Origin of the sequence: Citrobacter sp. Cpo074, assembly GCF_030332745.1 — a bacterium.
Lineage (GTDB): Bacteria > Pseudomonadota > Gammaproteobacteria > Enterobacterales > Enterobacteriaceae > Citrobacter > Citrobacter portucalensis.
Genome location: NZ_JAOWHG010000027.1, coordinates 1,140,442 through 1,164,508 on the forward strand (window position 1 = coordinate 1,140,442; position 24,067 = coordinate 1,164,508).

Sequence of the window (24,067 nt, forward strand, 5' to 3'; positions counted from 1 at the left end):
GGCATTTTGCTACCGATGCCTGATGCGCTGCGCTTATCAGGCCTACAACGACATTCCTTCCTGCATTACACGCAAAAAAAATCCGCCCCAAGAGGCGGATTTTTCATATCACCGAAGTGATTAGAAGCGGTAACCCACGCCAGCAATCCAGGTGCCAACGTCAACGCTACGAATACGGCTCTGCTCGTAGGAGAAGTCCAGAGCAACGTTTTCGATCGGGTTGAACTGCAGACCAGCACCGTAAGAGAAACCGTAGTCGCTGGTGCTGTGGTTGTCAGCCGGAGATGCTGCGTTCTGGAATTTACCGTAACCAACACCCACTACACCGTAGATGCTTGCCCAGTCGTTCAGACGGTAAGCCGGACCAGCAGTGATGCCGTAGTATTGGGTTTTGTTGTAGTCGCCAGAAGCATCGGTACGATCTTTTTCAGTGTAAGTGAAGGAACCGATAACACCCAGCGGGTTGTTGTCCTGCTCGTAGCGATACTTCAGGTTGAAACCGTTCATTTTGTTCGCTGCGCCTTGAGCATCGCTCTGAGCGTAACCACCGGTAACGGTAGAAGTAGCAGCTACAGCAGTACCTGCGGAGAAAGCCAGAACAGCGGCCAGTGCTGAAAGACATGCAATTTTTTTCATAACCACCTCAAATGTGCTTCAAGTAAATCTTAAGTTTTAAATATACCAAAAATTGATGGGAAACTCTTTGCGATTCGCGATGTCTAACGGGGTCTTTCATGTAACAGAACATTTCAAAAACCCGCTATCTCTTTCAATTAACATCACTTTTTCAACTGAAAATACCATTATTGCGCGCACAATATGGCACATTCATCCAGAACATTCCTAATCACACAGATTATTAATCCATCATTTTCATGCCATTGTACGGAACTGAGCAATTTTTTTTTCAACGAATACTCAACCAGTTGAGCGTAATTCCATTACACTCGCTGTTTTACTTTTCTATACATAAAATCATCTGCGTCGGAACAATGCTGAAGCGTGGCACAGATGGAGACGTGTAATCATCATTTGACAGGAGAAAGGATGCCGGGGTTGTCACGTAAAGCGCCAGTCTGGTTGCCTATTTTGGTTTTGCTTATTGCTATGTCCTCCATTCAAAGCGGAGCATCACTGGCAAAATCGTTGTTCCCACTCGTCGGTGCGCCGGGCGTTACCGCGCTGCGCCTTGCGCTGGGTACGCTCATTCTTATCGCTTTCTTTAAGCCCTGGCGTTTACGATTCGCCAAAGAACAACGCCTGCCGCTACTGTTTTATGGCCTGTCTCTGGGCGGGATGAACTACCTTTTCTACCTGTCAATCCAAACCGTCCCACTGGGAATCGCCGTGGCGCTGGAATTTACCGGCCCGCTCGCGGTAGCGCTGTTTTCATCCCGACGCCCGGTGGATTTCATTTGGGTTGCGTTGGCAGTGCTCGGGCTTTGGTTCCTGCTGCCTCTGGGTCAGGACGTTTCTCACGTAGATTTAACCGGCGCAGCGCTGGCGCTGGGGGCTGGCGCCTGCTGGGCCATCTATATTCTTACCGGGCAGCGAGCCGGGGCGGAACACGGTCCGGCAACCGTCGCAGTAGGGTCATTCATTGCAGCTCTGGTATTTGTACCAATCGGCGCACTCCAGGCCGGAGATGCCCTGTGGCACTGGTCCATACTGCCGTTAGGTCTGGCCATTGCAGTCCTCTCTACTGCGCTTCCCTATTCACTGGAGATGATTGCGTTGACGCGCCTGCCTACGCGTACTTTCGGTACATTGATGAGCATGGAACCCGCGCTGGCAGCGGTTTCCGGAATGATCTTCCTCGGTGAAACGCTGACGCTTATCCAGACGCTCGCTCTGGGCGCCATTATTGTCGCATCAATGGGCTCTACGCTCACTATTCGTAAAGAGCCACAAATAAAACAAGTCGACGTGAATTAACCACGTATTATTCTGCATGGTTTGCATAATCATGCAGAATATCCAATTGTAAATCTGCGTGATAATAATTCTAATAAATATAATTTTCTCATCCGCATATTTCATTTAATCTTAAAATTAACATAAAAATAACACCACGCAAGTAACAAAACACTCATCACATTGATTTTATTTGATATTTTATATTCACCCTCGTCTTCGCTATTAAAGTGATAGGCAACACCGGAAACAAAAATCCAAATTTAGCGCTATACTTAATTCCGTTGAAGAGTTGGGACATAAATATCAAGAGGATATGAAAATATGAGTACCGCGAAACTGGTAAAAACAAAAGCATCCGCCCTCCTTTATACCCGCAACGATGTGTCTGATAGCGAAAAGAAAGCGACCGTAGAACTGCTGAATCAGCAAGTAATCCAGTTCATTGACCTGTCATTGATCACCAAACAGGCTCACTGGAACATGCGCGGTGCAAACTTCATTGCAGTACATGAAATGCTGGATGGCTTCCGTACAGCTCTGACCGATCACCTCGACACCATGGCTGAACGCGCCGTACAGTTGGGCGGTGTGGCACTGGGCACAACTCAGGTTATTAACAGCAAAACGCCTCTGAAAAGTTACCCGCTGGATATCCATAGCGTACAGGACCACTTAAAAGAGCTGGCCGAACGTTATGCCGTAGTTGCAAACAGCGTACGTAAAGCTACCAGCGAAGCAAAAGACGAAGATACCGCGGATATCTTTACCGCAGCTTCTCGCGACCTCGATAAATTCCTGTGGTTTATCGAAGCCAACATTGAGTAACAGCAGACATAAGAATTACCTATATAACCCTCGCTCCGGCGGGGGTTTTGCACATCTATGGTGCATAACATTGATCATTCGTCACTCCAAAGTAAATTATTTGTAATAATCACCTCACACAATCGTTAACGAAAGATTGTTTTATCAACAATTTTTACGCTAAATAGTCATACAGTTTGCACCGTGACTGGTTCGCACCAAATGAGTGCCCCAAAACAGTGCAGATTATTCGCTATGCCCTACTTATTGTGCAGAGAAACGAGACACCCTCTTGTTAAAACAATGAGTTGCAAAATTGGCACGATTTTTTCATTAAGCCATATGTTCTCGCAGGGGATCGCCCCGTGGATATAAAAGGAAATCCTATGAAGTCTGTATTAAAAGTTTCACTGGCTGCACTTACCCTGGCTTTTGCGGTGTCCTCCCATGCCGCAGACAAGAAACTGGTTGTCGCAACCGACACCGCGTTTGTACCGTTTGAATTCAAACAGGGTGACAAATACGTTGGTTTTGATGTGGATCTGTGGGCTGCCGTGGCCAAAGAACTGAAACTGGATTATGAACTGAAACCGATGGATTTCAGCGGCATCATCCCGGCACTGCAAACCAAAAATATCGACCTGGCACTGGCAGGTATCACCATCACCGAAGAGCGTAAAAAAGCGATCGACTTCTCCGACGGCTACTACAAAAGCGGTCTGTTAGTGATGGTGAAAGCGAATAACAACGACGTCAAAAGCGTAAAAGATCTGGATGGTAAAGTCGTTGCAGTTAAGAGCGGCACCGGTTCCGTTGATTACGCGAAAGCGAATATCAAAACCAAAGACCTGCGTCAGTTCCCGAATATCGATAACGCATATATGGAACTGGGCACCAACCGCGCAGACGCTGTACTGCACGACACACCAAACATTCTTTACTTCATCAAAACAGCAGGCAATGGTCAGTTCAAAGCTGTAGGCGAATCGCTGGAAGCCCAGCAGTACGGTATCGCCTTCCCGAAAGGCAGCGACGACCTGCGTGAGAAAGTGAACGGCGCGCTGAAAACGCTGAAAGAGAACGGTACTTACAACGAAATCTACAAAAAATGGTTCGGTACTGAACCTAAATAATAACCGGCAGCGTTGCCCGGTAGCGTGATGCTTACCGGGCCTACGCCTGGATTTTTGAGACCTGTAGGCCGGATAAGCACAGCACATCCGGCAAAACGGGCATTTGAATATTTACACCACGGTAACAGGAACGACATATGCAGTTTGACTGGAGTGCCATCTGGCCCGCCATCCCGCTTTTGATTGAAGGCGCCAAAATGACCCTGTGGATCTCGGTCCTCGGTCTGGCTGGCGGTCTGATAATCGGACTTGCAGCAGGGTTTGCGCGCACTTTCGGCGGTTGGATCGCCAACCACGTAGCGCTGGTGTTTATCGAAGTCATTCGCGGTACGCCAATCGTTGTGCAGGTAATGTTTATTTACTTCGCTCTGCCAATGGCATTTAACGATTTACGCATTGACCCCTTTAGCGCCGCCGTTGTCACCATCATGATCAACTCCGGGGCCTATATTGCGGAAATCACCCGCGGTGCCGTGCTCTCAATCCATAAAGGGTTCAGCGAAGCCGGTTTGGCGCTTGGACTTTCACGCACAGAGACTATCCGCCACGTTATTTTACCTCTCGCACTGCGTCGTATGCTGCCGCCGCTGGGCAACCAGTGGATCATCAGCATTAAAGATACCTCGCTGTTTATTGTCATTGGCGTCGCTGAACTGACCCGTCAGGGCCAGGAAATCATTGCCGGTAACTTCCGCGCACTGGAAATCTGGAGCGCCGTTGCGGTGTTCTATCTGATCATTACGCTGGTGCTGAGCTTCATTCTGCGTCGTCTGGAAAGAAGGATGAAAATCCTGTGATTGAATTTAAAAACGTTTCTAAGCACTTTGGTCCAACCCAGGTGCTGCACAATATTGACCTGAACATTCAGCAGGGTGAAGTCGTGGTGATTATCGGGCCGTCAGGATCCGGTAAATCTACCCTGCTGCGCTGCATTAACAAGCTGGAAGAGATAACCTCCGGCGATCTGATCGTCGATGGTCTGAAAGTAAACGATCCGAAGGTAGACGAGCGCTTAATCCGTCAGGAAGCCGGAATGGTGTTTCAGCAGTTCTACCTGTTCCCACATCTGACGGCACTGGAAAACGTCATGTTCGGACCGCAGCGCGTACGCGGGGCGAATAAAGAACAGGCCGAGAAACTGGCGAAAGAGCTGCTGGCAAAAGTGGGTCTGGCCGAACGTGCACATCACTACCCTTCTGAACTGTCCGGTGGTCAACAACAGCGTGTGGCTATCGCCCGTGCGCTGGCAGTAAAACCGAAAATGATGCTGTTTGATGAGCCAACCTCAGCACTCGACCCTGAACTGCGCCATGAAGTTCTGAAAGTGATGCAGGACCTGGCGGAAGAAGGGATGACCATGGTGATTGTGACCCACGAAATCGGCTTTGCCGAAAAAGTGGCTTCACGCCTGATTTTCATTGATAAGGGACGAATTGCCGAAGACGGTAATCCGCAGGCCCTGATTGAAAATCCACCCAGCCAACGCTTACAGGAATTCTTGCAGCACGTTTCCTGATAGCTCAACCTCCCTTCGCCCGAAGGGAGGTTTTTCACCAGAATCCTCTCATTTCAATTCCCTCCCGCCCTGACATCTATACTTATCCTTTTGAATTTATTTTCTCATGGGAGGAGTCATGCGCTGGATCCTGTTCATCTTTGTTTGTCTGTTGAGTCTTCCGACTCAGGCAGTGACGATACCTGGCGTCACCACGCCAACGTCAACCAACGCACAAACCGCCCTGGCAAAGGAGCCAGATGTTGAACAGAAGAAAGCGGCCTACGGCGCACTGGCTGATGTGCTGGAAAATGACACCTCGCGGAAAGAACTGATCGATCAGTTACGCAAAGTGGCGACAACTCCTCCAGCCGAACCGGTGCCAACCATTGTCCCACCCACGTTAACGGAAGAAAAAACGGTGCTGGAAAACGTCACCGATGTCACCCGACACTACGGTGAGGCGCTCTCCAGCCGCTTTGCCCAGCTTTATCGCAATATTACCGATGCACCGCACAAGACCTTTAACCCGCAAACGTTCACCAATGCCCTGACTCATTTTTTAATGCTGGCGGCGTCAGTGTTCGGGTTTTACTGGCTGATCCGCCTGTGCGCGCTGCCGCTGTATCGCAAAATGGGGCAATGGGCGCGGCGGAAAAACCGCGAACGCAGCAACTGGCTGCAGCTTCCGGCGATGATCGTCGGGGCATTCATTATTGATTTGCTTCTGCTGGCGCTGACATTGTTTGTCGGGCAGATACTGAGCGACAGAATGAACGCCGGCAGTCGCACCATCGCCTTTCAGCAAAGCCTGTTTCTCAATGCCTTTGCCCTGATTGAATTCTTCAAAGCCATTCTGCGTCTGATATTTTGCCCAACAGTGGCCGAACTGCGTCCGTTTAACATTCAGGATGCCGGTGCGCGCTACTGGAATCGGCGTTTGAGTTCATTAAGCAGTTTGATTGGTTACGGGCTTATAGTTGCCGTTCCCATTATCTCCAATCAGGTCAATGTGCAGGTCGGCGCGATGGCCAACGTCATCATCATGCTATGTATCACGCTATGGGCGCTGTACCTGATTTTCAGAAACAAGAAAGAGATAACGCTGCATTTACAGAATCTGGCAGAAAGATCGTTAGCTTTTTTCAGCCTGTTTATCCGCGCCTTTGCGTTGGTATGGCACTGGCTGGCCAGCGCCTACTTCATTGTGCTGTTTTTCTTTTCGCTGTTTGATCCGGGCAACAGCCTGAAATTCATGATGGGCGCTACGCTGCGCAGCCTGGTAATCATTGGAATTGCCGCCTTTGTTTCCGGCATGTTTTCCCGCTGGATAGCCAAAACTATTACCCTTTCGCCACACACCCAGCGCAGCTATCCGGAACTCCAAAAGCGGCTGAATGGCTGGCTGTCGACGGCGTTAAGCGTGGCCAGGATCCTGACGGTGTGCGTTGCGGTGATGCTGCTATTGAATGCCTGGGGACTGTTCGACTTCTGGAACTGGCTGCATTACGGCGCAGGAGAAAAAACGGTGGATATTCTGATCCGTATCGCGCTGATTTTATTCTTCTCCGCCATCGGCTGGACGATCCTTGCCAGCCTGATTGAAAATCGTCTGGCTTCCGATATTCACGGACGCCCGCTACCCAGCGCTCGTACCCGCACCCTGTTGACGCTGTTTCGCAACGCGCTGGCGGTGATCATCAGCACGATCACCATCATGATTGTGCTGTCCGAAATTGGCGTTAATATCGCCCCTTTACTGGCCGGGGCCGGGGCGCTGGGGCTGGCAATCTCTTTCGGCTCGCAAACGCTGGTAAAAGATATTATTACCGGGATTTTTATTCAGTTTGAAAATGGCATGAACACCGGCGACCTGGTGACCATCGGTCCACTCACCGGTACGGTTGAACGAATGTCCATTCGTTCTGTGGGCGTGCGTCAGGACACCGGGGCGTACCATATTATTCCCTGGTCATCGATAACGACCTTCGCCAACTTTGTGCGTGGAATTGGATCGGTCGTCGCCAATTACGACGTAGACCGCCATGAGGATGCGGATAAAGCGAATCAGGCGTTGAAAGACGCGGTTGCTGCGGTGATGGAAAAAGATGATATTCGCGGGCTGATTATCGGCGAACCGTCGTTTGCCGGGATTGTAGGATTAACCAATACGGCATTCACGCTACGGGTCTCGTTTACCACCTTACCGCTGAAGCAGTGGACGGTACGTTTTGCGCTCGACAGCCAGGTGAAGAAATACTTCGATCTGGCCAACATACGCGCCCCGGTACAGACGTATCAAGTGTTACCTGCACCAGGGAATGGTCCTGCGTCGGCGGCAAGCGAACCGCTACCGCCAACCGAGCCAACGCTTTAGCGTTTACGCGCCATAAAACGACGACGCTGATCGTTATCCATAAAGGTCCAGGCAATAAAGCGACTCTGCTTTTGTCCCTGGGCCATCTCTTTCTTGACCACTTTCACCGCGCCCGCATCCGTTAATGCGTGGTACAGCGGAGGCAAGTTCTCGCCGCGAGAAACCAGTGTAGTAAACCACATCACCTGGCGACCAAAGGCCTGGCTTTCAGCAATCATTTTCTTGATGAACGCCACTTCACCGCCTTCACACCACAGCTCCTGCTGCTGTCCGCCAAAGTTCAGCGCATCGTCTTTGTCCTGTCCCAGATTACGGCGTTTGCGCTCGCTTCCGGCACGGGCTGAGGCCGCAGAATCATGGAATGGCGGGTTGCACAATGTGGCTTCATACTGCTCATTTTTGTGAATGATGCCGTTGAAGATTGCCGTTGCATCTTTCTGGCGACGCAGACGAATAGCACGGGTTAATCCCGGATTGGCGTTGACGATCGCCTGAGCGCTGTTAAACGCTTCGCTACTGGTTTCACTACCCGTGAATCGCCAGCCATATTCATGCACGCCGATCAGTGGATAAATACAGTTTGCCCCCACTCCCACGTCCAGCACGCTCGCATTTGCCGGAATGGTTCCGCTGGTTTCACCCAACAGGTCAGCCAAATGGTGTATGTAGTCAGCACGACCAGGCACCGGCGGGCACAGAAAACCATCTGGAATATCCCAGTTTTTCACCGCATAAAAATGCGCCAGCAGTGCTTTATTGAGCGCCTTTACTGCCTGCGGATTCGCGAAATCAACACTCTGCTCACCGCCGGGCGTGAGGGTGAGAAATTGCGTCAGCTCGGGCGTAACCTGGCATAAAGTCGCAAGATCATAACGGCCATTGTGGCGGTTGCGTGGGTGTAATCCCGGTTTCTGGGCAGACATAGCATTCTCCTTTTAACAGCGGCGTAAGATACCCGCATAACGCCACGCGGTAAACACACACAACAAGGAAATTTGATTTTTTACACCTGTTTGACGCCTTGCTGATTGTTCAAAAAACAGACGACTGATCATCGATTTTTTGCGGTAAATATCATCCGCTGACGACCTAAACTTATCAGGCACACCTGTTGTTTTTCAGAGGACATCACCATGAAGAAATGCCTCACATTACTTGCTGCTACTGTACTTTCCGGCATGACATTTGCCTCCTTTGCTGCACAGCCCAACACTAGCCCTGCAACCGGTCAGCTACATGCTTCCGGCACCGTATCCGCTACCGGCGCCTCTAATCTGAGCGACCTGGAAGACAAGCTGGCGGAGAAAGCGAAAGAGCAAGGCGCAAAAGGCTTTGTCGTTAATTCTGCAGGCGGTAAAAATCAGATGTACGGCACAGCAACCATCTATAAGTAACCCCTTCTCAGCCCAACTGCATTCATCCCGAATGCAGTTTTCTGCGCGCTGTTCACTTCATTGCAGTTCAATTTGTAATCAATATGTTGGCATTTTGAATCCAATGTAAATAAATGTATTTATTTTTGAATTAATGAATGCTAAAACGTCGCACTGATTAGTAATGCTTATCAAAATCATTATCAATTACACATTCATTTCCGCGAGGCCTGCAGGGTATAACATCCATAGAGATGTCCCTTCGCGCGAGTGAAACCGTCCACTCAAAAAATAATAAGTCACTCATTAACATGGATAAAAATCGCAACTTGCCGTCCAGTAGCTTTCACTCACTGACTTTTTTTGCCGGTCTGTGCATTGGCCTGTCCCCTATAGCTCAGGCTGTCGCTGCGGACGACCAGGATAAAAAACAAGAAGACACTCTGATCGTTGAAGCGGCCAAACCTTCGCTGTACGCCCCAACACAGTCTGCCGACCCTAAATTCTCCCGTCCGGTGGCGGATACAACCCGCACCATGACGGTGATTTCTGAGCAGGTGATTAAGGATCAAGGCGCAACAAATCTGACCGACGCGCTGAAAAACGTCCCGGGCGTTGGCGCATTTTTCGCCGGTGAGAACGGTAACTCCAGCACCGGTGACGCGGTTTACATGCGTGGTGCGGATACCTCGAACAGTATTTATATCGACGGTATCCGTGATATTGGCAGCGTCACGCGCGACACCTTCAATACCGAACAGGTGGAAGTAATCAAAGGTCCTTCCGGTACCGACTATGGACGTAGCGCACCGACTGGCTCTATCAATATGATCAGCAAGCAGCCACGCACCGACTCAGGAATCGATGCATCGGCCAGCGTCGGTAGCGCCTGGTTCCGCCGTGGTACGCTGGACATTAACCAGGTCATCGGCGAGACCACCGCCGCACGTTTAAACCTGATGGGTGAAAAAACGCATGATGCTGGTCGCGATAATGTTAAGAATGAACGTTACGGTGTGGCCCCCTCTCTCGCTTTTGGCTTAGGGACTGAGAACCGACTGTACCTGAACTATCTGCATGTCACCCAACACAACACACCGGATGGCGGCATCCCTACCATTGGCCTGCCGGGATACTCCGCACCTTCTGCGGGGACTTCTGCACTGAATCATTCAGGCAAAGTGGACACGCATAATTTCTACGGTACCAACTCGGATTATGACGATTCGACAACCGATACCGCGACGATGCGTTTTGAACATGACCTGAACGACAGCACCACTATTCGCAACACCACCCGCTGGTCGCGCATTAAACAGGATTATCTGATGACGGCGGTGATGGGCGGCGCGTCTAACATCACCCAACCCACCAGCAGCGTCGACAGCTGGACCTGGTCACGCCTGGCAAATACCAAGGATGTCAGCAATAAGATCTTGACCAACCAGACCAACCTGACCTCAACGTTCTACACGGGATCCATCGGTCACGACATCAGCACCGGCGTGGAGCTGACGCGCGAAACACAAACCAACTATGGCGTGGTGCCGATCACCCCACCACCGGTTAATATCTATCACCCCGACAGCAACGTGAATATCGGCGGATTGTCTCGTAATGGCGCCAACGCTAACGGGCAAACAGATACCTTCGGTGTATACGCTTTTGATACGCTACAAATTACCCGTGAATTCGAACTGAACGGTGGTATTCGCCTCGACAATTACCGCACTGAATATGACAGCGCCACCGCTTGTGGCGCTTCCGGTCGCGGCGCAGTCGCGTGCCCGACAGGCGTGGCTAAAGGTTCCCCGGTCACCACTGTGGATACAGCCAAATCAGGCAATCTGGTGAACTGGAAAGCTGGCGCGCTGTATCACCTGACCGATAACGGTAACGTGTACATCAACTATGCCGTTTCTCAGCAACCACCGGGCGGCAGCAACTTTGCTCTTGCTCAGGGCGGCAGCGGTAACAGTGCGAACCGTACCGATTTCAAACCGCAGAAAGCGAAAACCAGCGAGATCGGCACCAAATGGGAGGTGCTGGATAAGCGCCTGCTGTTAACCGCCGCGATTTTCCGCACAGATATTGAGAATGAAGTTGAGCAGAACGACGACGGTACCTATTCCCAGTACGGAGAGAAACGCGTTGAAGGCTACGAGCTCTCGGTAGCAGGTAACATCACTCCCGCATGGCAGATTATTGGGGGTTACACCCAGCAACGCGCGACCATCCACAGCGGTAAAAACGTTGCTCAGGATGGATCCTCTTCCCTGCCATATACACCGGAACATGCATTCACGCTGTGGAACCAGTATCAGGCTACCGATGATATCTCCGTTGGCGCAGGCGCTCGCTACGTGGGCAGTATGCATCGCGGTTCCGACGGTGCGGTGGGTACGCCATCCTACACTGAAGGTTACTGGGTCGCTGACGCCAAACTGGGCTATCGCGTGAATCGCAATCTCGATTTCCAGCTAAACGTCTATAACCTGTTCGACACCGATTATGTATCCTCCATAAACAAGAGTGGATACCGCTATCATCCGGGCGAGCCAAGAACTTTCCTGCTCACCGCCAATATGCATTTCTAATCCATCGCGTGGGGCGTAAGCCCCACTTTCAGGAGAAACACTGATGATGTACCACATTCCCGGCGTTCTGTCGGTGCAGGATGTAGCCTGGTTTCGCGAACAACTGGACGCTGCCGACTGGGTTGATGGCCGCGCAACCACCGGCGCTCAGGGGGCGCAGGTTAAAAACAACCAGCAGGTGAATACGCAAAGTGAACGCTACGGCGTTTTACAACAGGCGGTACAGACTGCGATAAATAACAGCGCGCTTTTCTTCGCCGCAGCACTACCGAAAACGCTCTCCACACCGCTGTTTAATCGCTACCAGGACAACGAGACCTACGGTTTTCACGTTGACGGTGCGGTGCGTAGCCATCCGCAAAACGGCTGGATGCGCACGGACCTTTCCGCAACTTTATTCCTGAGTAACCCGAATGATTATGAAGGGGGAGAACTGCTGGTCAATGATACTTACGGCCAGCATGCGGTGAAGCTTCCGGCAGGCGATCTGGTGCTTTACCCTTCCAGCAGCCTACATTGCGTCACGCCAGTGACCCATGGCGTTCGTGTAGCGTCTTTTATGTGGATACAGTCGATGGTCCGTGACGACAAAAATCGCGCCATGCTTTTTGAACTGGATAAAAACATTCAATCCCTGAAGGTTCGCCATGGGGAGAGCAGCGAGATCCTGTCATTACTCAATCTCTACCATAACCTGCTGCGCGAATGGTCTGAAATCTGATACTGCTGGCGCGTGGTCGTTTTTCAGCCATCACCTTCGCTATACTTAGTCTGTAGACATCAGCAGGAGGTACACATGGCATCCGGATGGGCAAATGACGACGCGGTTAACGAACAGATCAACAATACTATTGAAGATGCTGTTGCCCGCGCTCGCGGTGAGTTACCGACGGGGGAAAGTCTGTATGAATGCGAAGAATGCGGCAATCCTATCCCTCAGGCCAGACGTGAGGCCGTGCCAGGGGTACGCTTGTGCATCACCTGCCAACAGGATAAAGATTCACATAGCGCATCATTTTCAGGATATAACCGCAGAGGTTCGAAAGACAGCCAGCTACGTTGACTTATCTTTACCAAAAGTTTCAGCGCATACGATTTCCTTTACGAGCACGCTTTTTTGCACCCTGTGTAGCAAAATGTGCCGTTGTCGCCTTCTCTGTAAAGCGCAATGACAAGAACTGTAAATCCCTCACTCGAATTTATTAATATTCAATAAGTTATTTGTCATTCAATTTTTTTGATTGATGTCGTCAATTCTATTCGATTTTCTCTCACCAAAAAAAACGTGATACTTATCACATCGACGGAACAACGTCTTCTTAAAGAACACTGACTAACAGAACAACCCTGCGAGAGATTAATCATGAAAAATATCAAATTTGCTGTTGCTGCCATCACCCTGTCTACCCTGTCATTTGGCGTTTTCGCTGCCGAGCCGGTTTCCTCTACTCAGGCGCAAAACATGAACAAAATTGGTGTGGTATCTGCTGACGGCGCCACTACGCTGGACGGCCTGGAAGCCAAACTGGCTGAGAAAGCGAATGCTGCTGGCGCAACTGGGTACAGCATCACTTCCGCTATCGGCAAAGATAAAATGAGCGGCACCGCGGTTATCTATAAATAACCGAAAGATTACCTGTACGACCCAATGCTCCAACCCTCATTGACCCTGTTTGTTACCCTTTGTTTGCCCGTCCGCCACTGGACGGGCTTTTTTTTGCCTATTTTTCCAGCCGTTGGCAGAATTCCTGCAACACGGCGTCTGGCATCCCAATTTGCAGTGCTGCCTCACAAATCGCTTGCCAGCTTCCGGCATCCAGCGGAATACCGTGTTCCAGCCGTTCCTCGCGAGTATTCACCTCCCACTCCCCAGGCAACAGGATCGGGGCATCTTCAGCATGCGGCGACGCTTTCACCCACTCAGCAAATGCCGCGACCTGGTTGTCGCAGTCCGGCGCGCCGAACAGTTGTGGATTCATAATGATGGTGGTCATACAGTTAATGATGGCGTCCGCGCTGGTCTGCAGGCTCTCTTCATGTGTGGTTTTACCGCCAGAAAGCGCACCGCCCATAATTTCGCACATCGCCGCCAGCGCATACCCCTTGTGCTCGGCAAAGGTCAGCAACGACCCCAGCGGAGAAACCTGCATTACCGCAGGATCGGTAGTGGGAACACCCGCCACATCAATCAGGCATCCTGGAGCCACCGGCTCGCCCTTATGCCATGCCACACGGGTTTTGCCAAACGCGATGGCGCTGGTTGCATAGTCCAGCAACAGTGGGAAGGTATTTTTACGTGGAAACACGACGCAGAAAGGATTGGTGCCAAAACGGCTATCGCGCCCATGAAACGGTGCGACCATCGGGATCCCCACCACATTCACAAAGTGTACCGAGACAAAACCTGCCGCCGCACATTGCTCCGCCCAGTAGCCAATACGGCCGATATGGTGCGAATTATGTAATGCCACGGCAGCGATTCCGTACTGACGCGCTTTTTCGATTCCAAGCGTGATTGCCTCGTGCGCCGCCACCTGACCAAACGCACAGTCGCCGTCAAGCGTAATCACCGCCCCCACATCCTTTACCACTTTGGCATGACGGTTGATCTGCAGATGCCCCTGCGAGAATGAACGAATATAGCTTGGGATCATACCGATGCCATGGGAGTCGTGACCGGCGAGGTTAGAGGCTATCAGATGGTCGGCCACCAGCCGCGCCTCCTGATCATTGCTTCCCATCTGATGAAAAACGGCCTGGATAAAGGCGTGCAGCGTTGGCACATGGAAGCGATGTCCACTGTTCATTGTTATCTCCTGTTGTGTCGCGTGTTTGTTGTGTTTCTTATTTTTCAACAAACTATGCTGCGCCACGGTGCGCTGGAGGTCAATAAACGTGCAGAAATTTCACATTGCCTAAAAGAGAGAACCGACAGGCCAGGCAACAGGCCCGTCGGGATAACAAATGGTTTAGAAACTTTGCTCGACGCGGGCAAGTCCTTCAGCCAGTGAGGCGGACTCACCGGTTGCCACCAGGCAGCAGGCCATCTGGATTTTCAACGATGCCGGAACAGGCTCACTGCCAGCCAGACAACGCTCAATCCAGCGCGCGGTGGTTTCCGGATCTTTTGCTACCGGTAGCGGTACCGGCTCGTCAGGCATCTCGCTCTGTCGGTCTTGTAGCACTCGCACACCGGATGAATCTATCAGGCTTATCTGCGGGCAGCGCTGCGGGTTGGCATACACTTCGCCCTCGGTACCATGCATCAACAGGCCGCGCCCACCGATATCGCCGAAGAACTTCGCCACGCGCGAAACATATTCCGGGTGGGACACGCTGGAAAGACGCAGCGCGGCATCTTCAGCAAACGGCGTGGCTAATTTAGCCAGCGTATGTGCACTGTTACGCACCCCCATGCGCCAGCGCATCGCCAGCTGTTTCTCCAGCGGAGGGCACAGCGCGCTCACCGGAATAAACACCGGCTCATGACCATCCAGCTTTGCCTGCGCCTGCCCGGCATGCAGCGTTGGCGTAATCCCCATAAGTTCGAAAATGGTTTCAGTCAGTACGCGGGTTGGATCCTCGCTGACGCCGTGCACCACCACCGGAAAACCGAGTTTATGCAGTAAAATCGCCAGCAGCGGAGTCAAATTCGCCTGCTTGCGCGCGCCATTGTAGCTGGGAATGACAATCGGCATGGGTTTGGTTACCGGCGGAGTCAGGCGAATGGTGTGGTTTTGCATCGCTTCGTAAAAGCCCAGCATCTCCGCTTCACCTTCGCCCTTGATACGTAGCGCAATCAGTACCCCTCCCATCTCAAGGTCAGGTACGTCGCCGTTCATCATATGGGTATACAGTCCGCGAGCAGTATCCTTATCCAGGTCACGCGCGTGATTTTTTCCTCGCCCAATCTCTTTAATGATTTTGCGGTAATCCATCGATAACTCCTTGCCTGTTGCTCGCATCGTTAACGCCGACGGCGGCGCGTGGGTTTCGCTTTTTCTTTTGGTTTTACTATAACGTCTGGCACAGCAGGTTGCTCTATCGGAAATATGGGTAACGCGTTCAGTAAACGCTTGCCATAGCTTTTGGTCAATAAACGCTTGTCATAAATAACCACTTCTCCCCAGCAGCCATGGCTACGGATGAGTCGCCCAACCTGCTGGATCAAATTGAATGACGCCGCAGGCAAGCTCTGCACCTCGAAGGGGTAGCGGTTCAGACTTTTCAACCACTCGCCCTCGGTGATCACCACCGGGCTGTCGATAGGCGGAAAAGCAATTTTGTGAATATGCACCTGAGTCAGCAGGTCGCCTTTCAAGTCCAGACCTTCAGCAAAAGATTGCAGCCCAACCAGCACACTGCGCTCGCCGTTGGTCACCCGTTTGCGGTGCAACTCCACCAGACGGTAGCGCGGCTGATCGCCCTGCACCAGCAACAGCAGGCGCAGATCGGTAACATGCTCAAGAAAACGCTGCATCGCGCGACCGCTGGCAAAGAGTACCAGCATGCCCTGATGCTTTTTACTCTCCAGCTGTTCGCGAAAATAGGCGGCCATTTCCGCGATATGCTGCTCTTCGTTATCAATTAACGGTTCGTAGCGCATCTGCGGAATGACGATTTTGCCCTGTTCAACGTGATTAAACGGTGAATCCAGCGCGACAAACCGGTCCCCTGCTTTTTCTTTCAGACCGCTCATCTCCTGCAAACGCGAGAAGCTGTTGAGCGAGCGCAGCGTTGCGGAAGTGACAATAATATGCGGGACGCTACGCCACAGCAGTCGTTCGAGCTGATCGCTCACACGGATCCCCACGCAGTGGAACCAGACGTGGATCTGCCCGTCACGCACCTCGCGCGTCGCCCATTTACTCACCGGCGCGCCTGACGACTGCGCGAGCGATGCCAGCCGCCACAGTTTGCTTTGCGCCTCAAACATGCCCAGCGCCCGGTTCATCTGCAAAATAACCCGATGCAGACGCACGATATCGTGAGTGCCGGTTTTTTCGCTGAGATCGTTGAGGAACAGTTCCGCCAGACCGCGCAGCATTTCTGTTAGCTTTGCCAGACGCTGACAAATCTCCATCACTTCCGTAGGCAATTCGCCCATCGCGAAGCGGTGTTCTGCCTCCTGGGTAGCGGGCATATACAGATTAAGAATGTTATTGAGCGATGAAATCAGCTCATACAGTTCCTCACAGTGACCGTTCAGACGCTCGGCATTTGCCAGTGGCGGCGTGGTCTTCGGGCGAAACTGCTCCAGGCAGGTAGCCACTAATTTGCAAAATAGATCCAACTGAAGTCGATACCAGGGGGCGCTGATTTCTGCGCTCATCTCCAGCGCATCGCGCGCGACATCCGGCAAATGGTGACCTTCATCAAGTACCAGCAGTAGGTTTTTCGGCTCCGGCAAAACGGCTTCGCTTTCCATGGCCGCCATTACCAGCGCATGATTAGCCACGACCACTTCAGCTTCTTGAATCTCCCGGCGGGCGACAAAAAAAGGGCATTCACGATAGTAGTGACAGTTGCGATTCAGACAGCTGGCTTTATCGGTGCTCAGACGCTGCCAGAGTCCGTCGTCGATAGCGATATCGGTGTGGTCGCGCAGCCCGTCCCACTTGTAGCTGTCGAGATCGCCTTTTAGCCTGGCGCAGCGCTTTTGTTCTTCCTGGTTGTTGGGCGTCAGGTCATCGTCGAGAAAAGCCAGCAGATCCTGCTGATTGGGTTCAGTGCTGGCCAGCGCCGCTAAGTTACGCGGGCAGACATAGCGTCCGCGACCAAACGCAGCGGTAAAACGCAGATCGGGGATAATTTTGCGCAGCAGCGGTAAATCTTTGCTGTAGATCTGGTCCTGCAAAGCGACGTTGGCGGTACTGACCACCAGCGTTTTTTGTTCTTCACGCGCGATGGCAATACCGGGAATCAGATACGACAGGGTTTTCCCCACCCCGGTCGGTGCTTCAATCGCCAGATGCCGCCCTTCTTCCCCGGAGAGCGTTTTCGCGACGTCAGCAATCATCTGCCGCTGCGGCGCACGGGGGATAAAGTCGGGGATCTGTTCCTGAAGCGCCTTGTACCAGGCGGCGATTTGCGCTTTTAGCGCGGCGGTAAGTGCCATGAGAAAACCTGAAATACTGTATAAACAGCCACTATTGTGGCACTTTCTATCCCGTGTCGCAAAAAGAAAAGCCCGACCTTTCGGCCGGGCTCGCAATTACTGCGCTGCAGACGGTTTGCGCGGACGGCGCGGTGGACGAGGTTTATCACCTGCCGGTTTGCCTTCGCCATTACGCGGCTTCGCTTTTGGCGCACCGCCATCCTGACGACGCGGCTGCTGTCCGCGCCCTGCTCCTCCCTGCCCGCGACCACCGCCGCCGCCACGCTGCTGACGACCGTTCTGGATCGGCTCAGCTTTAATGGACGGGTCTGGCTCATAGCCTGGCGTTGCAATACGCGGGATCTCTTTTTTCAGCAACTTCTCGATGTCACGCAACAGCTTGTGTTCATCGACGCACACCAGAGACAACGCTTCGCCGGTAGCGGCCGCACGACCGGTACGACCAATGCGGTGCACGTAGTCTTCCGGGACGTTTGGCAGCTCGTAGTTCACCACGTGCGGTAACTCTTCAATGTCCAGACCTCGCGCGGCAATATCGGTCGCTACCAGCACGCGAATATCACCGGATTTAAAATCAGCCAGCGCACGCGTACGCGCACCCTGAGATTTATTACCGTGGATAGCCGCACTGCGGATGCCGTCTTTATTCAGCTGCTCTGCCAGATGGTTCGCGCCATGTTTGGTACGGGTAAACACCAGCACCTGCTGCCAGTTGCCCTGACCAATCATCTGCGACAGTAGTTCGCGTTTACGTTTTTTATCAACGAAATGAACGTGCTGAGTAACCTGCTCTGACGCGGTATTACGACGCGCCACTTCGATTTCCAGCGGGTTGTGCAACAGTTTTTCGGCCAGCGATTTAATGTCATCAGAGAACGTTGCCGAGAACAACAGGTTCTGACGTTTTGCCGGCAGTTTTGCCAGAACGCGACGAATATCGTGAATAAAGCCCATATCCAGCATGCGGTCAGCTTCATCCAGTACCAGGATCTCAACCTGATCCAGTTTCACCGCATTCTGGTGTTCCAGATCGAGCAAACGACCCGGAGTGGCGATCAGCACATCTACGCCGCCACGCAGCTTCATCATCTGCGGGTTAATGCTGACGCCGCCGAAGACCACCAGCGAGCGAATATTCAGATACTTACTGTAATCACGGACGTTTTCGCCAATCTGGGCCGCCAGTTCGCGGGTTGGCGTGAGGATCAGCGCACGAACCGGACGACGGCTTTTACCATGCGGCTGATTGGTGATCAGGTGCTGCAACAGCGGCAAGGTAAAACCTGCCGTTTTCCCCGTACCGGTCTGGGCGCTGGCCATCAGATCTCGGCCTTCCAGCACGGCAGGAATAGCCTGCTGCTGAATAGGGGTAGGTTCACGGTAACCCTGCTCGGCAACGGCACGTAAAATTTCAGGGTTTAAACCAAGGGAATCAAAAGACATAACAACTCCGAACCGCCCTGACCGTTACCGGTGTCGTTTTCAGGGAGATACATACAATAGAGATGACAAAAACCACAATGTCATGAAGGGGCGGAGTGTAGCAGTTTTTGTGATGTGCCGCATAAATTATCCCTTCACTGGAAAATAATGCTTCGGACTGGACAAGGCTGCACATCAGTCATAATCTTAATCAATCGATTGATTAATATCAGAGTCGTGCCATGAATACACCCACCATGACAACCAAAGGTGAACAGGCGAAGAACCAGCTCATTGCCGCCGCATTGGCGCAATTCGGCGAGTATGGTCTGCACGCCACGACGCGCGATATCGCTGCACAGGCCGGGCAAAACATTGCGGCTATCACCTACTATTTTGGCTCAAAAGAGGATTTATATCTCGCCTGCGCCCAGTGGATTGCGGATTTTATCGGTGCACAGTTCCGCCCGCACGCTGAAGAGGCCGAGCGTTTATTCGCCCAACCAGAGCCGGACCGTGGCGCGATGCGCGAACTGATCCTGCGCGCCTGCAAAAATATGATCATGCTGTTAACTCAGGACGACACCGTTAACCTGAGCAAATTTATCTCGCGCGAACAGCTTTCCCCCACCGCGGCTTATCAACTGGTGCACGACCAGGTTATCAATCCGCTGCATACACATCTGACGCGCCTGATTGCCGCCTATACCGGTGGCGATGCCAACGATACCCAGATGATTCTGCATACCCACGCCATACTCGGCGAGGTGCTGGCTTTTCGTCTGGGGAAAGAAACCATTCTGTTGCGTACAGGCTGGTCACAATTTGATGAGGATAAAACCGCGCTGATTGACCAAACGATCACCTGTCACATCGATCTTATTCTGCAAGGTTTAACGCAAAGGAGTCTGGAGTCATGAAAAAACCTGTCGTTCTCGGGCTGGTTATCGCGGCCCTCGTTGCCGTGATTGCCGGTGGAACGTGGTGGTATCAGAGTCGGCAAGATAACGGCCTGACGCTATACGGCAATGTCGATATCCGTAGCGTCAACCTGAGTTTTCGTGTCGGCGGCAGGCTGGCCTCGCTGGCGGTTGACGAAGGCGATGCGATTACCGCCGGTCAGGTGCTGGGTGAACTGGACCGCGCACCGTATGAAAACGCATTGATGCAGGCAAAAGCCAACGTTGCCGCCGCACAGGCACAATACGATCTGATGCTGGCAGGGTATCGCGAAGAAGAGATCGCGCAAACCGCGGCGGCAGTCAAACAGGCACAGGCCGCCTATGATTACGCGCAGAACTTTTACAATCGGCAGGTCGGATTGTGGAAAAGCCGCACCATTTCAGCCAACGATCTGGAAAACGCCCGTTCATCTCGCGATCAGGCGTTAGCTTCGCTGAAATCCGCACAGGATAAACTCACGCAGTATCGCAGCGGTAATCGTGTGCAGGACATCGAGCAGGCAAAAGCCACGCTCGAACAAGCTCAGGCCGAGCTGGCACAGGCAGAGCTTAATTTGCATGACACCACGCTGACCTCGCCGTCTGACGGCACGCTTCTCACCCGTGCAGTTGAACCCGGCAGCATGCTGAACGAAGGGGGCACGGTACTGACGCTGTCGCTCACGCGTCCGGTTTGGGTTCGTGCTTACGTTGACGAACGAAATCTGAGCCAGGCGCAGCCAGGACGTGAGATCCTGCTCTATACCGATGGCCGCCCGGACAAACCGTATCACGGCAAAATCGGCTTCGTTTCTCCTACCGCCGAATTTACCCCGAAAACGGTCGAGACTCCTGACCTGCGTACCGACCTGGTTTATCGCCTGCGAATTGTGGTGACCGACGCGGACGATGCGCTGCGTCAGGGAATGCCGGTAACGATAAAGTTTGGCGATGAGGCACGGCATGAATGACGCCGTCATTACGCTTAAAGGGCTGACGAAAAACTTTGCCGGAATGGAAAAACCGGCCGTCGCCCCGCTCGACTGTACCGTTCATGCAGGCTACGTGACCGGGCTTGTCGGGCCGGACGGCGCGGGCAAAACTACGTTGATGCGAATGCTGGCGGGATTATTAAAACCTGATGCCGGAAGTGCTGAAGTGATTGGTTTTGACCCCATCAAAGACGACAGCGCACTACATGCGGTGCTGGGCTATATGCCGCAGAAATTTGGTCTGTACGAAGATTTAACCGTCATGGAGAACCTCAATCTCTATGCCGACTTACGCAGCGTCACCGGTGAAGCGCGAGAAAAAACCTTTGCCCGACTCCTGGAATTCACCTCGCTGGGACCATTTACCGGACGACTGGCTGGCAAGCTTTCTGGCGGCATGAAGCAGAAGCTCGGGCTTGCCTGTACGCTGGTTGGCGAACCCAAAGTGTTGCTGCTGGATGAGCCAGGCGTGGGTGTCGACCCTATTTCCCGTCGCGAACTGTGGCAAATGGTCCACGAGCTGGCCGGGGACGGCATGCTGATCCTCTGGAGTACGTCGTATCTGGATGAAGCAGAGCAATGCCGTGATGTGCTGCTGATGAACGAAGGTGAGCTGTTATACCAGGGCGATCCTACTCAGCTTACGCAAACCATGGCGGGTCGCAGCTTCCTGATGAGCAGTCCACAGGAAAACAACCGCCGACTGCTGCAACGCGCGTTAAAACTGCCGCTGGTCAGCGACGGAATGATTCAGGGCAAATCCGTCCGTTTAATCCTGAAAAAAGAGGCTACTGCTCAGCAGATCCAAAACGCTGACGGCATGCCGGAGATAACCATCAACGAAACAGCCCCCCGCTTCGAAGATGCCTTTATCGATTTACTCGGCGGAGCCGGAACATCGGAGTCCCCACTGGGCGCTATCCTGCATACCGTGGAAGGCACGCCTGGCGAAACGGTGATCGAAGCCAAAGCGCTGACCAAGAAATTTGGCGATTTTGCCGCTACCGACCACGTAGACTTTGCCGTGCAGCGCGGCGAGATTTTTGGTCTGTTAGGACCCAACGGCGCTGGCAAATCCACCACCTTTAAAATGATGTGCGGCCTGCTGGTCCCCACTTCCGGCAAAGCGCTGGTGCTGGATATGGACCTGAAAGTTAGCTCCGGTAAAGCGCGTCAGCATCTGGGCTATATGGCGCAGAAATTCTCCCTGTACGGTAACCTGACGGTTGAACAGAATCTGCGCTTTTTCTCCGGCGTCTACGGCCTGCGCGGTCGGGCGCAGAAAGAGAAAATCGATCGTATGAGCGAGGCATTTGGCCTGAAGAGTATCGCTTCCCATGCCACCGATGAACTGCCGCTGGGCTTTAAGCAGCGTCTGGCGCTGGCCTGCTCGCTGATGCATGAACCCGACATTCTGTTCCTTGATGAACCCACTTCCGGGGTCGATCCCCTCACCCGTCGTGAGTTCTGGTTGCATATCAACAGCATGGTGGAAAAAGGCGTCACGGTGATGGTGACCACCCACTTTATGGATGAGGCAGAATACTGCGATCGCATCGGGCTGGTGTATCGCGGCAAACTGATAGCCAGCGGTACGCCAGACGACCTGAAGGCTCAGGCTGCCGACAGCGACACGCCGGACCCGACCATGGAACAGGCGTTCATCACGCTAATCAATGACTGGGATAAGGAGCATACGCATGAGTAACTCCGCTCTCTCCTGGCGTCGCGTCCGCGCGCTGTGCGTGAAAGAGACGCGCCAGATCGTCCGCGATCCCAGCAGTTGGCTGATTGCTGTGGTGATCCCGCTGCTGCTGCTGTTTATCTTCGGCTACGGGATCAACCTCGACTCCAGCAAGCTGCGGGTAGGGATTTTGCTCGAACAGCAGAGCGAAGAAGCGCTGGATTTTACCCATACCATGACCGGATCGCCGTATATTGACGCCACCATCAGCGATAATCGTCAGGAACTGATTGAGAAAATGCAGGCCGGGCGCATTCGCGGTCTGGTGGTGATCCCAGTGGATTTTGCCCAGCAGATGGCGCGACCTAACGATGTCGCCCCGATCCAGGTGATCACCGACGGCAGCGAACCGAATACCGCCAACTTTGTGCAGGGTTATGTCGAAGGCATCTGGCAAATCTGGCAGCAACAGCGGGCAGAAGATCGTGGGGAATCGTTCAAACCTTTGATCGACGTGCAAACCCGCTACTGGTTTAACCCGGCGGCCATCAGCCAGCACTTTATTATTCCCGGGGCGGTCACCATCATCATGACGGTCATTGGCGCCATCCTCACCTCATTAGTGGTGGCGCGCGAATGGGAGCGCGGCACCATGGAAGCGCTGCTGTCTACCGAAGTCACCCGCGTCGAGCTGCTGCTGTGCAAATTGATCCCGTATTACTTTCTGGGCATGCTGGCGATGCTGCTGTGTATGCTGGTGTCGGTGTTTATTCTTGGCGTGCCCTACCGTGGCTCGTTGCTGATCCTGTTTTTCATTACCAGCCTGTTTCTGCTCAGTACGCTCGGTATGGGGTTGCTTATTTCCACCATCACCCGCAACCAGTTTAACGCCGCGCAGGTCGCACTGAACGCCGCCTTCCTGCCCTCGATTATGCTGTCGGGATTTATCTTCCAGATAGACAGCATGCCCGCGATTATCCGGGCGGTAACCTACATTATTCCGGCGCGTTATTTCGTCAGCACCCTGCAAAGCCTGTTTCTGGCGGGAAATATTCCGGTGGTGCTGATTATCAACGTGCTGTTTTTAATCGCTTCGGCGGTGATGTTTATTGGCCTGACGTGGCTTAAAACCAAACGTCGGCTGGATTAAATTCGTGTATGGATAATTGTAGCCGTAGGCCGGATAAGGCGTTCACGTCGCCATCCGGCATTAT

At 52.8% G+C, this 24,067-nt stretch carries 21 protein-coding genes; 15 read left to right on the forward strand and 6 right to left on the reverse strand.

Annotated elements, in window-relative coordinates; translation table 11 throughout:
• Window positions 1-120: 120 nt before the first annotated feature.
• On the reverse strand, window positions 121-636 hold the full coding sequence (gene ompX / locus OGX83_RS10125) for an outer membrane protein OmpX (RefSeq protein WP_048214619.1): 516 nt from the start codon (window positions 634-636) through the stop codon (window positions 121-123).
• A 411-nt stretch (window positions 637-1,047) separates the two neighbouring features.
• On the opposite strand from ompX, the gene rhtA reads away from it, so the two are divergent.
• The 6 genes from rhtA to ybiO all read left to right on the forward strand — a co-directional run bounded on the left by rhtA (window position 1,048) and on the right by ybiO (window position 7,726).
• The gene (rhtA, locus tag OGX83_RS10130; protein WP_008784209.1) at window positions 1,048-1,935 is read left to right on the forward strand and encodes a threonine/homoserine exporter RhtA; all 888 of its coding nucleotides are present in this window, start codon (window positions 1,048-1,050) and stop codon (window positions 1,933-1,935) included.
• 303 nt (window positions 1,936-2,238) lie between these two features.
• On the forward strand, window positions 2,239-2,742 hold the full coding sequence (gene dps / locus OGX83_RS10135) for a DNA starvation/stationary phase protection protein Dps (RefSeq protein WP_286587985.1): 504 nt from the start codon (window positions 2,239-2,241) through the stop codon (window positions 2,740-2,742).
• Window positions 2,743-3,107: 365 nt separating this feature from the next.
• Window positions 3,108-3,854, forward strand: a complete 747-nt coding sequence (gene glnH / locus OGX83_RS10140) for a glutamine ABC transporter substrate-binding protein GlnH (RefSeq protein ID WP_048235778.1) — start codon at window positions 3,108-3,110, stop codon at window positions 3,852-3,854.
• 137 nt (window positions 3,855-3,991) lie between these two features.
• A complete protein-coding gene (gene glnP / locus OGX83_RS10145) occupies window positions 3,992-4,651 on the forward strand; it encodes a glutamine ABC transporter permease GlnP (RefSeq protein ID WP_003035248.1) in 660 nt (219 codons plus the stop codon).
• On the forward strand, window positions 4,648-5,370 hold the full coding sequence (gene glnQ / locus OGX83_RS10150) for a glutamine ABC transporter ATP-binding protein GlnQ (protein WP_003035246.1): 723 nt from the start codon (window positions 4,648-4,650) through the stop codon (window positions 5,368-5,370). Before glnP ends, glnQ begins: the two co-directional genes overlap by 4 nt.
• 118 nt (window positions 5,371-5,488) lie before the next feature.
• A complete protein-coding gene (gene ybiO / locus OGX83_RS10155) occupies window positions 5,489-7,726 on the forward strand; it encodes a mechanosensitive channel protein (protein ID WP_286587988.1) in 2,238 nt (745 codons plus the stop codon).
• Here the strand turns inward: ybiO and rlmF are convergent.
• On the reverse strand, window positions 7,723-8,649 hold the full coding sequence (gene rlmF / locus OGX83_RS10160) for a 23S rRNA (adenine(1618)-N(6))-methyltransferase RlmF (RefSeq protein ID WP_048226015.1): 927 nt from the start codon (window positions 8,647-8,649) through the stop codon (window positions 7,723-7,725). The genes ybiO and rlmF overlap by 4 nt on opposite strands.
• 210 nt (window positions 8,650-8,859) lie before the next feature.
• On the opposite strand from rlmF, the gene mcbA reads away from it, so the two are divergent.
• The 5 genes from mcbA to ybiJ all read left to right on the forward strand — a co-directional run bounded on the left by mcbA (window position 8,860) and on the right by ybiJ (window position 13,320).
• On the forward strand, window positions 8,860-9,120 hold the full coding sequence (mcbA, locus tag OGX83_RS10165) for a DUF1471 family periplasmic protein McbA (RefSeq protein WP_048235782.1): 261 nt from the start codon (window positions 8,860-8,862) through the stop codon (window positions 9,118-9,120).
• A 290-nt stretch (window positions 9,121-9,410) separates the two neighbouring features.
• Window positions 9,411-11,696, forward strand: coding sequence for a catecholate siderophore receptor Fiu (locus OGX83_RS10170; RefSeq protein WP_071445276.1), 2,286 nt, complete (start codon window positions 9,411-9,413; stop codon window positions 11,694-11,696).
• A 43-nt stretch (window positions 11,697-11,739) separates the two neighbouring features.
• Window positions 11,740-12,417 carry a PKHD-type hydroxylase YbiX gene (gene ybiX / locus OGX83_RS10175; protein ID WP_174770534.1) on the forward strand — a complete coding sequence of 226 codons (678 nt, stop codon included), beginning with the start codon at window positions 11,740-11,742 and terminating at the stop codon, window positions 12,415-12,417.
• A 75-nt stretch (window positions 12,418-12,492) separates the two neighbouring features.
• Window positions 12,493-12,759: a DksA/TraR family C4-type zinc finger protein gene (locus OGX83_RS10180; RefSeq protein ID WP_008784204.1), complete on the forward strand. Its 267-nt coding sequence runs from the start codon at window positions 12,493-12,495 to the stop codon at window positions 12,757-12,759.
• A 300-nt stretch (window positions 12,760-13,059) separates the two neighbouring features.
• On the forward strand, window positions 13,060-13,320 hold the full coding sequence (ybiJ, locus tag OGX83_RS10185) for a DUF1471 family protein YbiJ (protein WP_286587991.1): 261 nt from the start codon (window positions 13,060-13,062) through the stop codon (window positions 13,318-13,320).
• A 97-nt stretch (window positions 13,321-13,417) separates the two neighbouring features.
• Here ybiJ and OGX83_RS10190 read toward each other — a convergent pair whose 3' ends face one another.
• The 4 genes from OGX83_RS10190 to rhlE all read right to left on the reverse strand — a co-directional run bounded on the left by OGX83_RS10190 (window position 13,418) and on the right by rhlE (window position 19,257).
• A complete protein-coding gene (locus OGX83_RS10190) occupies window positions 13,418-14,503 on the reverse strand; it encodes a malate/lactate/ureidoglycolate dehydrogenase (protein ID WP_286587993.1) in 1,086 nt (361 codons plus the stop codon).
• A 162-nt stretch (window positions 14,504-14,665) separates the two neighbouring features.
• Window positions 14,666-15,634: a DNA-binding protein YbiB gene (gene ybiB / locus OGX83_RS10195; protein WP_048214626.1), complete on the reverse strand. Its 969-nt coding sequence runs from the start codon at window positions 15,632-15,634 to the stop codon at window positions 14,666-14,668.
• 29 nt (window positions 15,635-15,663) lie between these two features.
• Window positions 15,664-17,814, reverse strand: a complete 2,151-nt coding sequence (gene dinG, locus OGX83_RS10200; RefSeq protein ID WP_071445151.1) for an ATP-dependent DNA helicase DinG — start codon at window positions 17,812-17,814, stop codon at window positions 15,664-15,666.
• Between the two features lie 96 nt (window positions 17,815-17,910).
• A complete protein-coding gene (gene rhlE, locus OGX83_RS10205) occupies window positions 17,911-19,257 on the reverse strand; it encodes an ATP-dependent RNA helicase RhlE (protein WP_060682506.1) in 1,347 nt (448 codons plus the stop codon).
• 221 nt (window positions 19,258-19,478) lie between these two features.
• On the opposite strand from rhlE, the gene cecR reads away from it, so the two are divergent.
• From cecR to OGX83_RS10225, 4 genes are read left to right on the forward strand one after another with little or no spacing between them, the layout of a single operon-like run.
• Window positions 19,479-20,156, forward strand: a complete 678-nt coding sequence (gene cecR, locus OGX83_RS10210) for a transcriptional regulator CecR (protein WP_003831550.1) — start codon at window positions 19,479-19,481, stop codon at window positions 20,154-20,156.
• A complete protein-coding gene (gene hlyD, locus OGX83_RS10215) occupies window positions 20,153-21,148 on the forward strand; it encodes a secretion protein HlyD (protein ID WP_008784196.1) in 996 nt (331 codons plus the stop codon). The genes cecR and hlyD overlap by 4 nt, the downstream gene beginning before the upstream one ends.
• Entirely contained in the window at window positions 21,141-22,877 is a 1,737-nt protein-coding gene (locus OGX83_RS10220; RefSeq protein ID WP_060682507.1) for an ATP-binding cassette domain-containing protein, read from the forward strand. Before hlyD ends, OGX83_RS10220 begins: the two co-directional genes overlap by 8 nt.
• A complete protein-coding gene (locus OGX83_RS10225) occupies window positions 22,870-24,003 on the forward strand; it encodes an ABC transporter permease (protein ID WP_003831545.1) in 1,134 nt (377 codons plus the stop codon). Before OGX83_RS10220 ends, OGX83_RS10225 begins: the two co-directional genes overlap by 8 nt.
• The last annotated feature ends 64 nt before the right edge of the window (window positions 24,004-24,067 follow it).

Excerpts from the sequence above, each read along its gene's own strand:
- hlyD (WP_008784196.1), top strand. The coding sequence starts at position 20,153 with ATGAAAAAACCTGTCGTTCTCGGGCTGGTTATCGCGGCCCTCGTTGCC.
- rhlE (WP_060682506.1), bottom strand. The coding sequence starts at position 19,257 with ATGTCTTTTGATTCCCTTGGTTTAAACCCTGAAATTTTACGTGCCGTT.
- glnP (WP_003035248.1), top strand. The coding sequence starts at position 3,992 with ATGCAGTTTGACTGGAGTGCCATCTGGCCCGCCATCCCGCTTTTGATT.
- ompX (WP_048214619.1), bottom strand. The coding sequence starts at position 636 with ATGAAAAAAATTGCATGTCTTTCAGCACTGGCCGCTGTTCTGGCTTTC.
- dinG (WP_071445151.1), bottom strand. The coding sequence starts at position 17,814 with ATGGCACTTACCGCCGCGCTAAAAGCGCAAATCGCCGCCTGGTACAAG.
- ybiB (WP_048214626.1), bottom strand. The coding sequence starts at position 15,634 with ATGGATTACCGCAAAATCATTAAAGAGATTGGGCGAGGAAAAAATCAC.
- ybiX (WP_174770534.1), top strand. The coding sequence starts at position 11,740 with ATGATGTACCACATTCCCGGCGTTCTGTCGGTGCAGGATGTAGCCTGG.
- rhtA (WP_008784209.1), top strand. The coding sequence starts at position 1,048 with ATGCCGGGGTTGTCACGTAAAGCGCCAGTCTGGTTGCCTATTTTGGTT.
- OGX83_RS10190 (WP_286587993.1), bottom strand. The coding sequence starts at position 14,503 with ATGAACAGTGGACATCGCTTCCATGTGCCAACGCTGCACGCCTTTATC.
- OGX83_RS10170 (WP_071445276.1), top strand. The coding sequence starts at position 9,411 with ATGGATAAAAATCGCAACTTGCCGTCCAGTAGCTTTCACTCACTGACT.
- glnH (WP_048235778.1), top strand. The coding sequence starts at position 3,108 with ATGAAGTCTGTATTAAAAGTTTCACTGGCTGCACTTACCCTGGCTTTT.
- ybiO (WP_286587988.1), top strand. The coding sequence starts at position 5,489 with ATGCGCTGGATCCTGTTCATCTTTGTTTGTCTGTTGAGTCTTCCGACT.
- cecR (WP_003831550.1), top strand. The coding sequence starts at position 19,479 with ATGAATACACCCACCATGACAACCAAAGGTGAACAGGCGAAGAACCAG.
- mcbA (WP_048235782.1), top strand. The coding sequence starts at position 8,860 with ATGAAGAAATGCCTCACATTACTTGCTGCTACTGTACTTTCCGGCATG.
- rlmF (WP_048226015.1), bottom strand. The coding sequence starts at position 8,649 with ATGTCTGCCCAGAAACCGGGATTACACCCACGCAACCGCCACAATGGC.
- OGX83_RS10220 (WP_060682507.1), top strand. The coding sequence starts at position 21,141 with ATGAATGACGCCGTCATTACGCTTAAAGGGCTGACGAAAAACTTTGCC.
- ybiJ (WP_286587991.1), top strand. The coding sequence starts at position 13,060 with ATGAAAAATATCAAATTTGCTGTTGCTGCCATCACCCTGTCTACCCTG.
- OGX83_RS10180 (WP_008784204.1), top strand. The coding sequence starts at position 12,493 with ATGGCATCCGGATGGGCAAATGACGACGCGGTTAACGAACAGATCAAC.
- dps (WP_286587985.1), top strand. The coding sequence starts at position 2,239 with ATGAGTACCGCGAAACTGGTAAAAACAAAAGCATCCGCCCTCCTTTAT.
- OGX83_RS10225 (WP_003831545.1), top strand. The coding sequence starts at position 22,870 with ATGAGTAACTCCGCTCTCTCCTGGCGTCGCGTCCGCGCGCTGTGCGTG.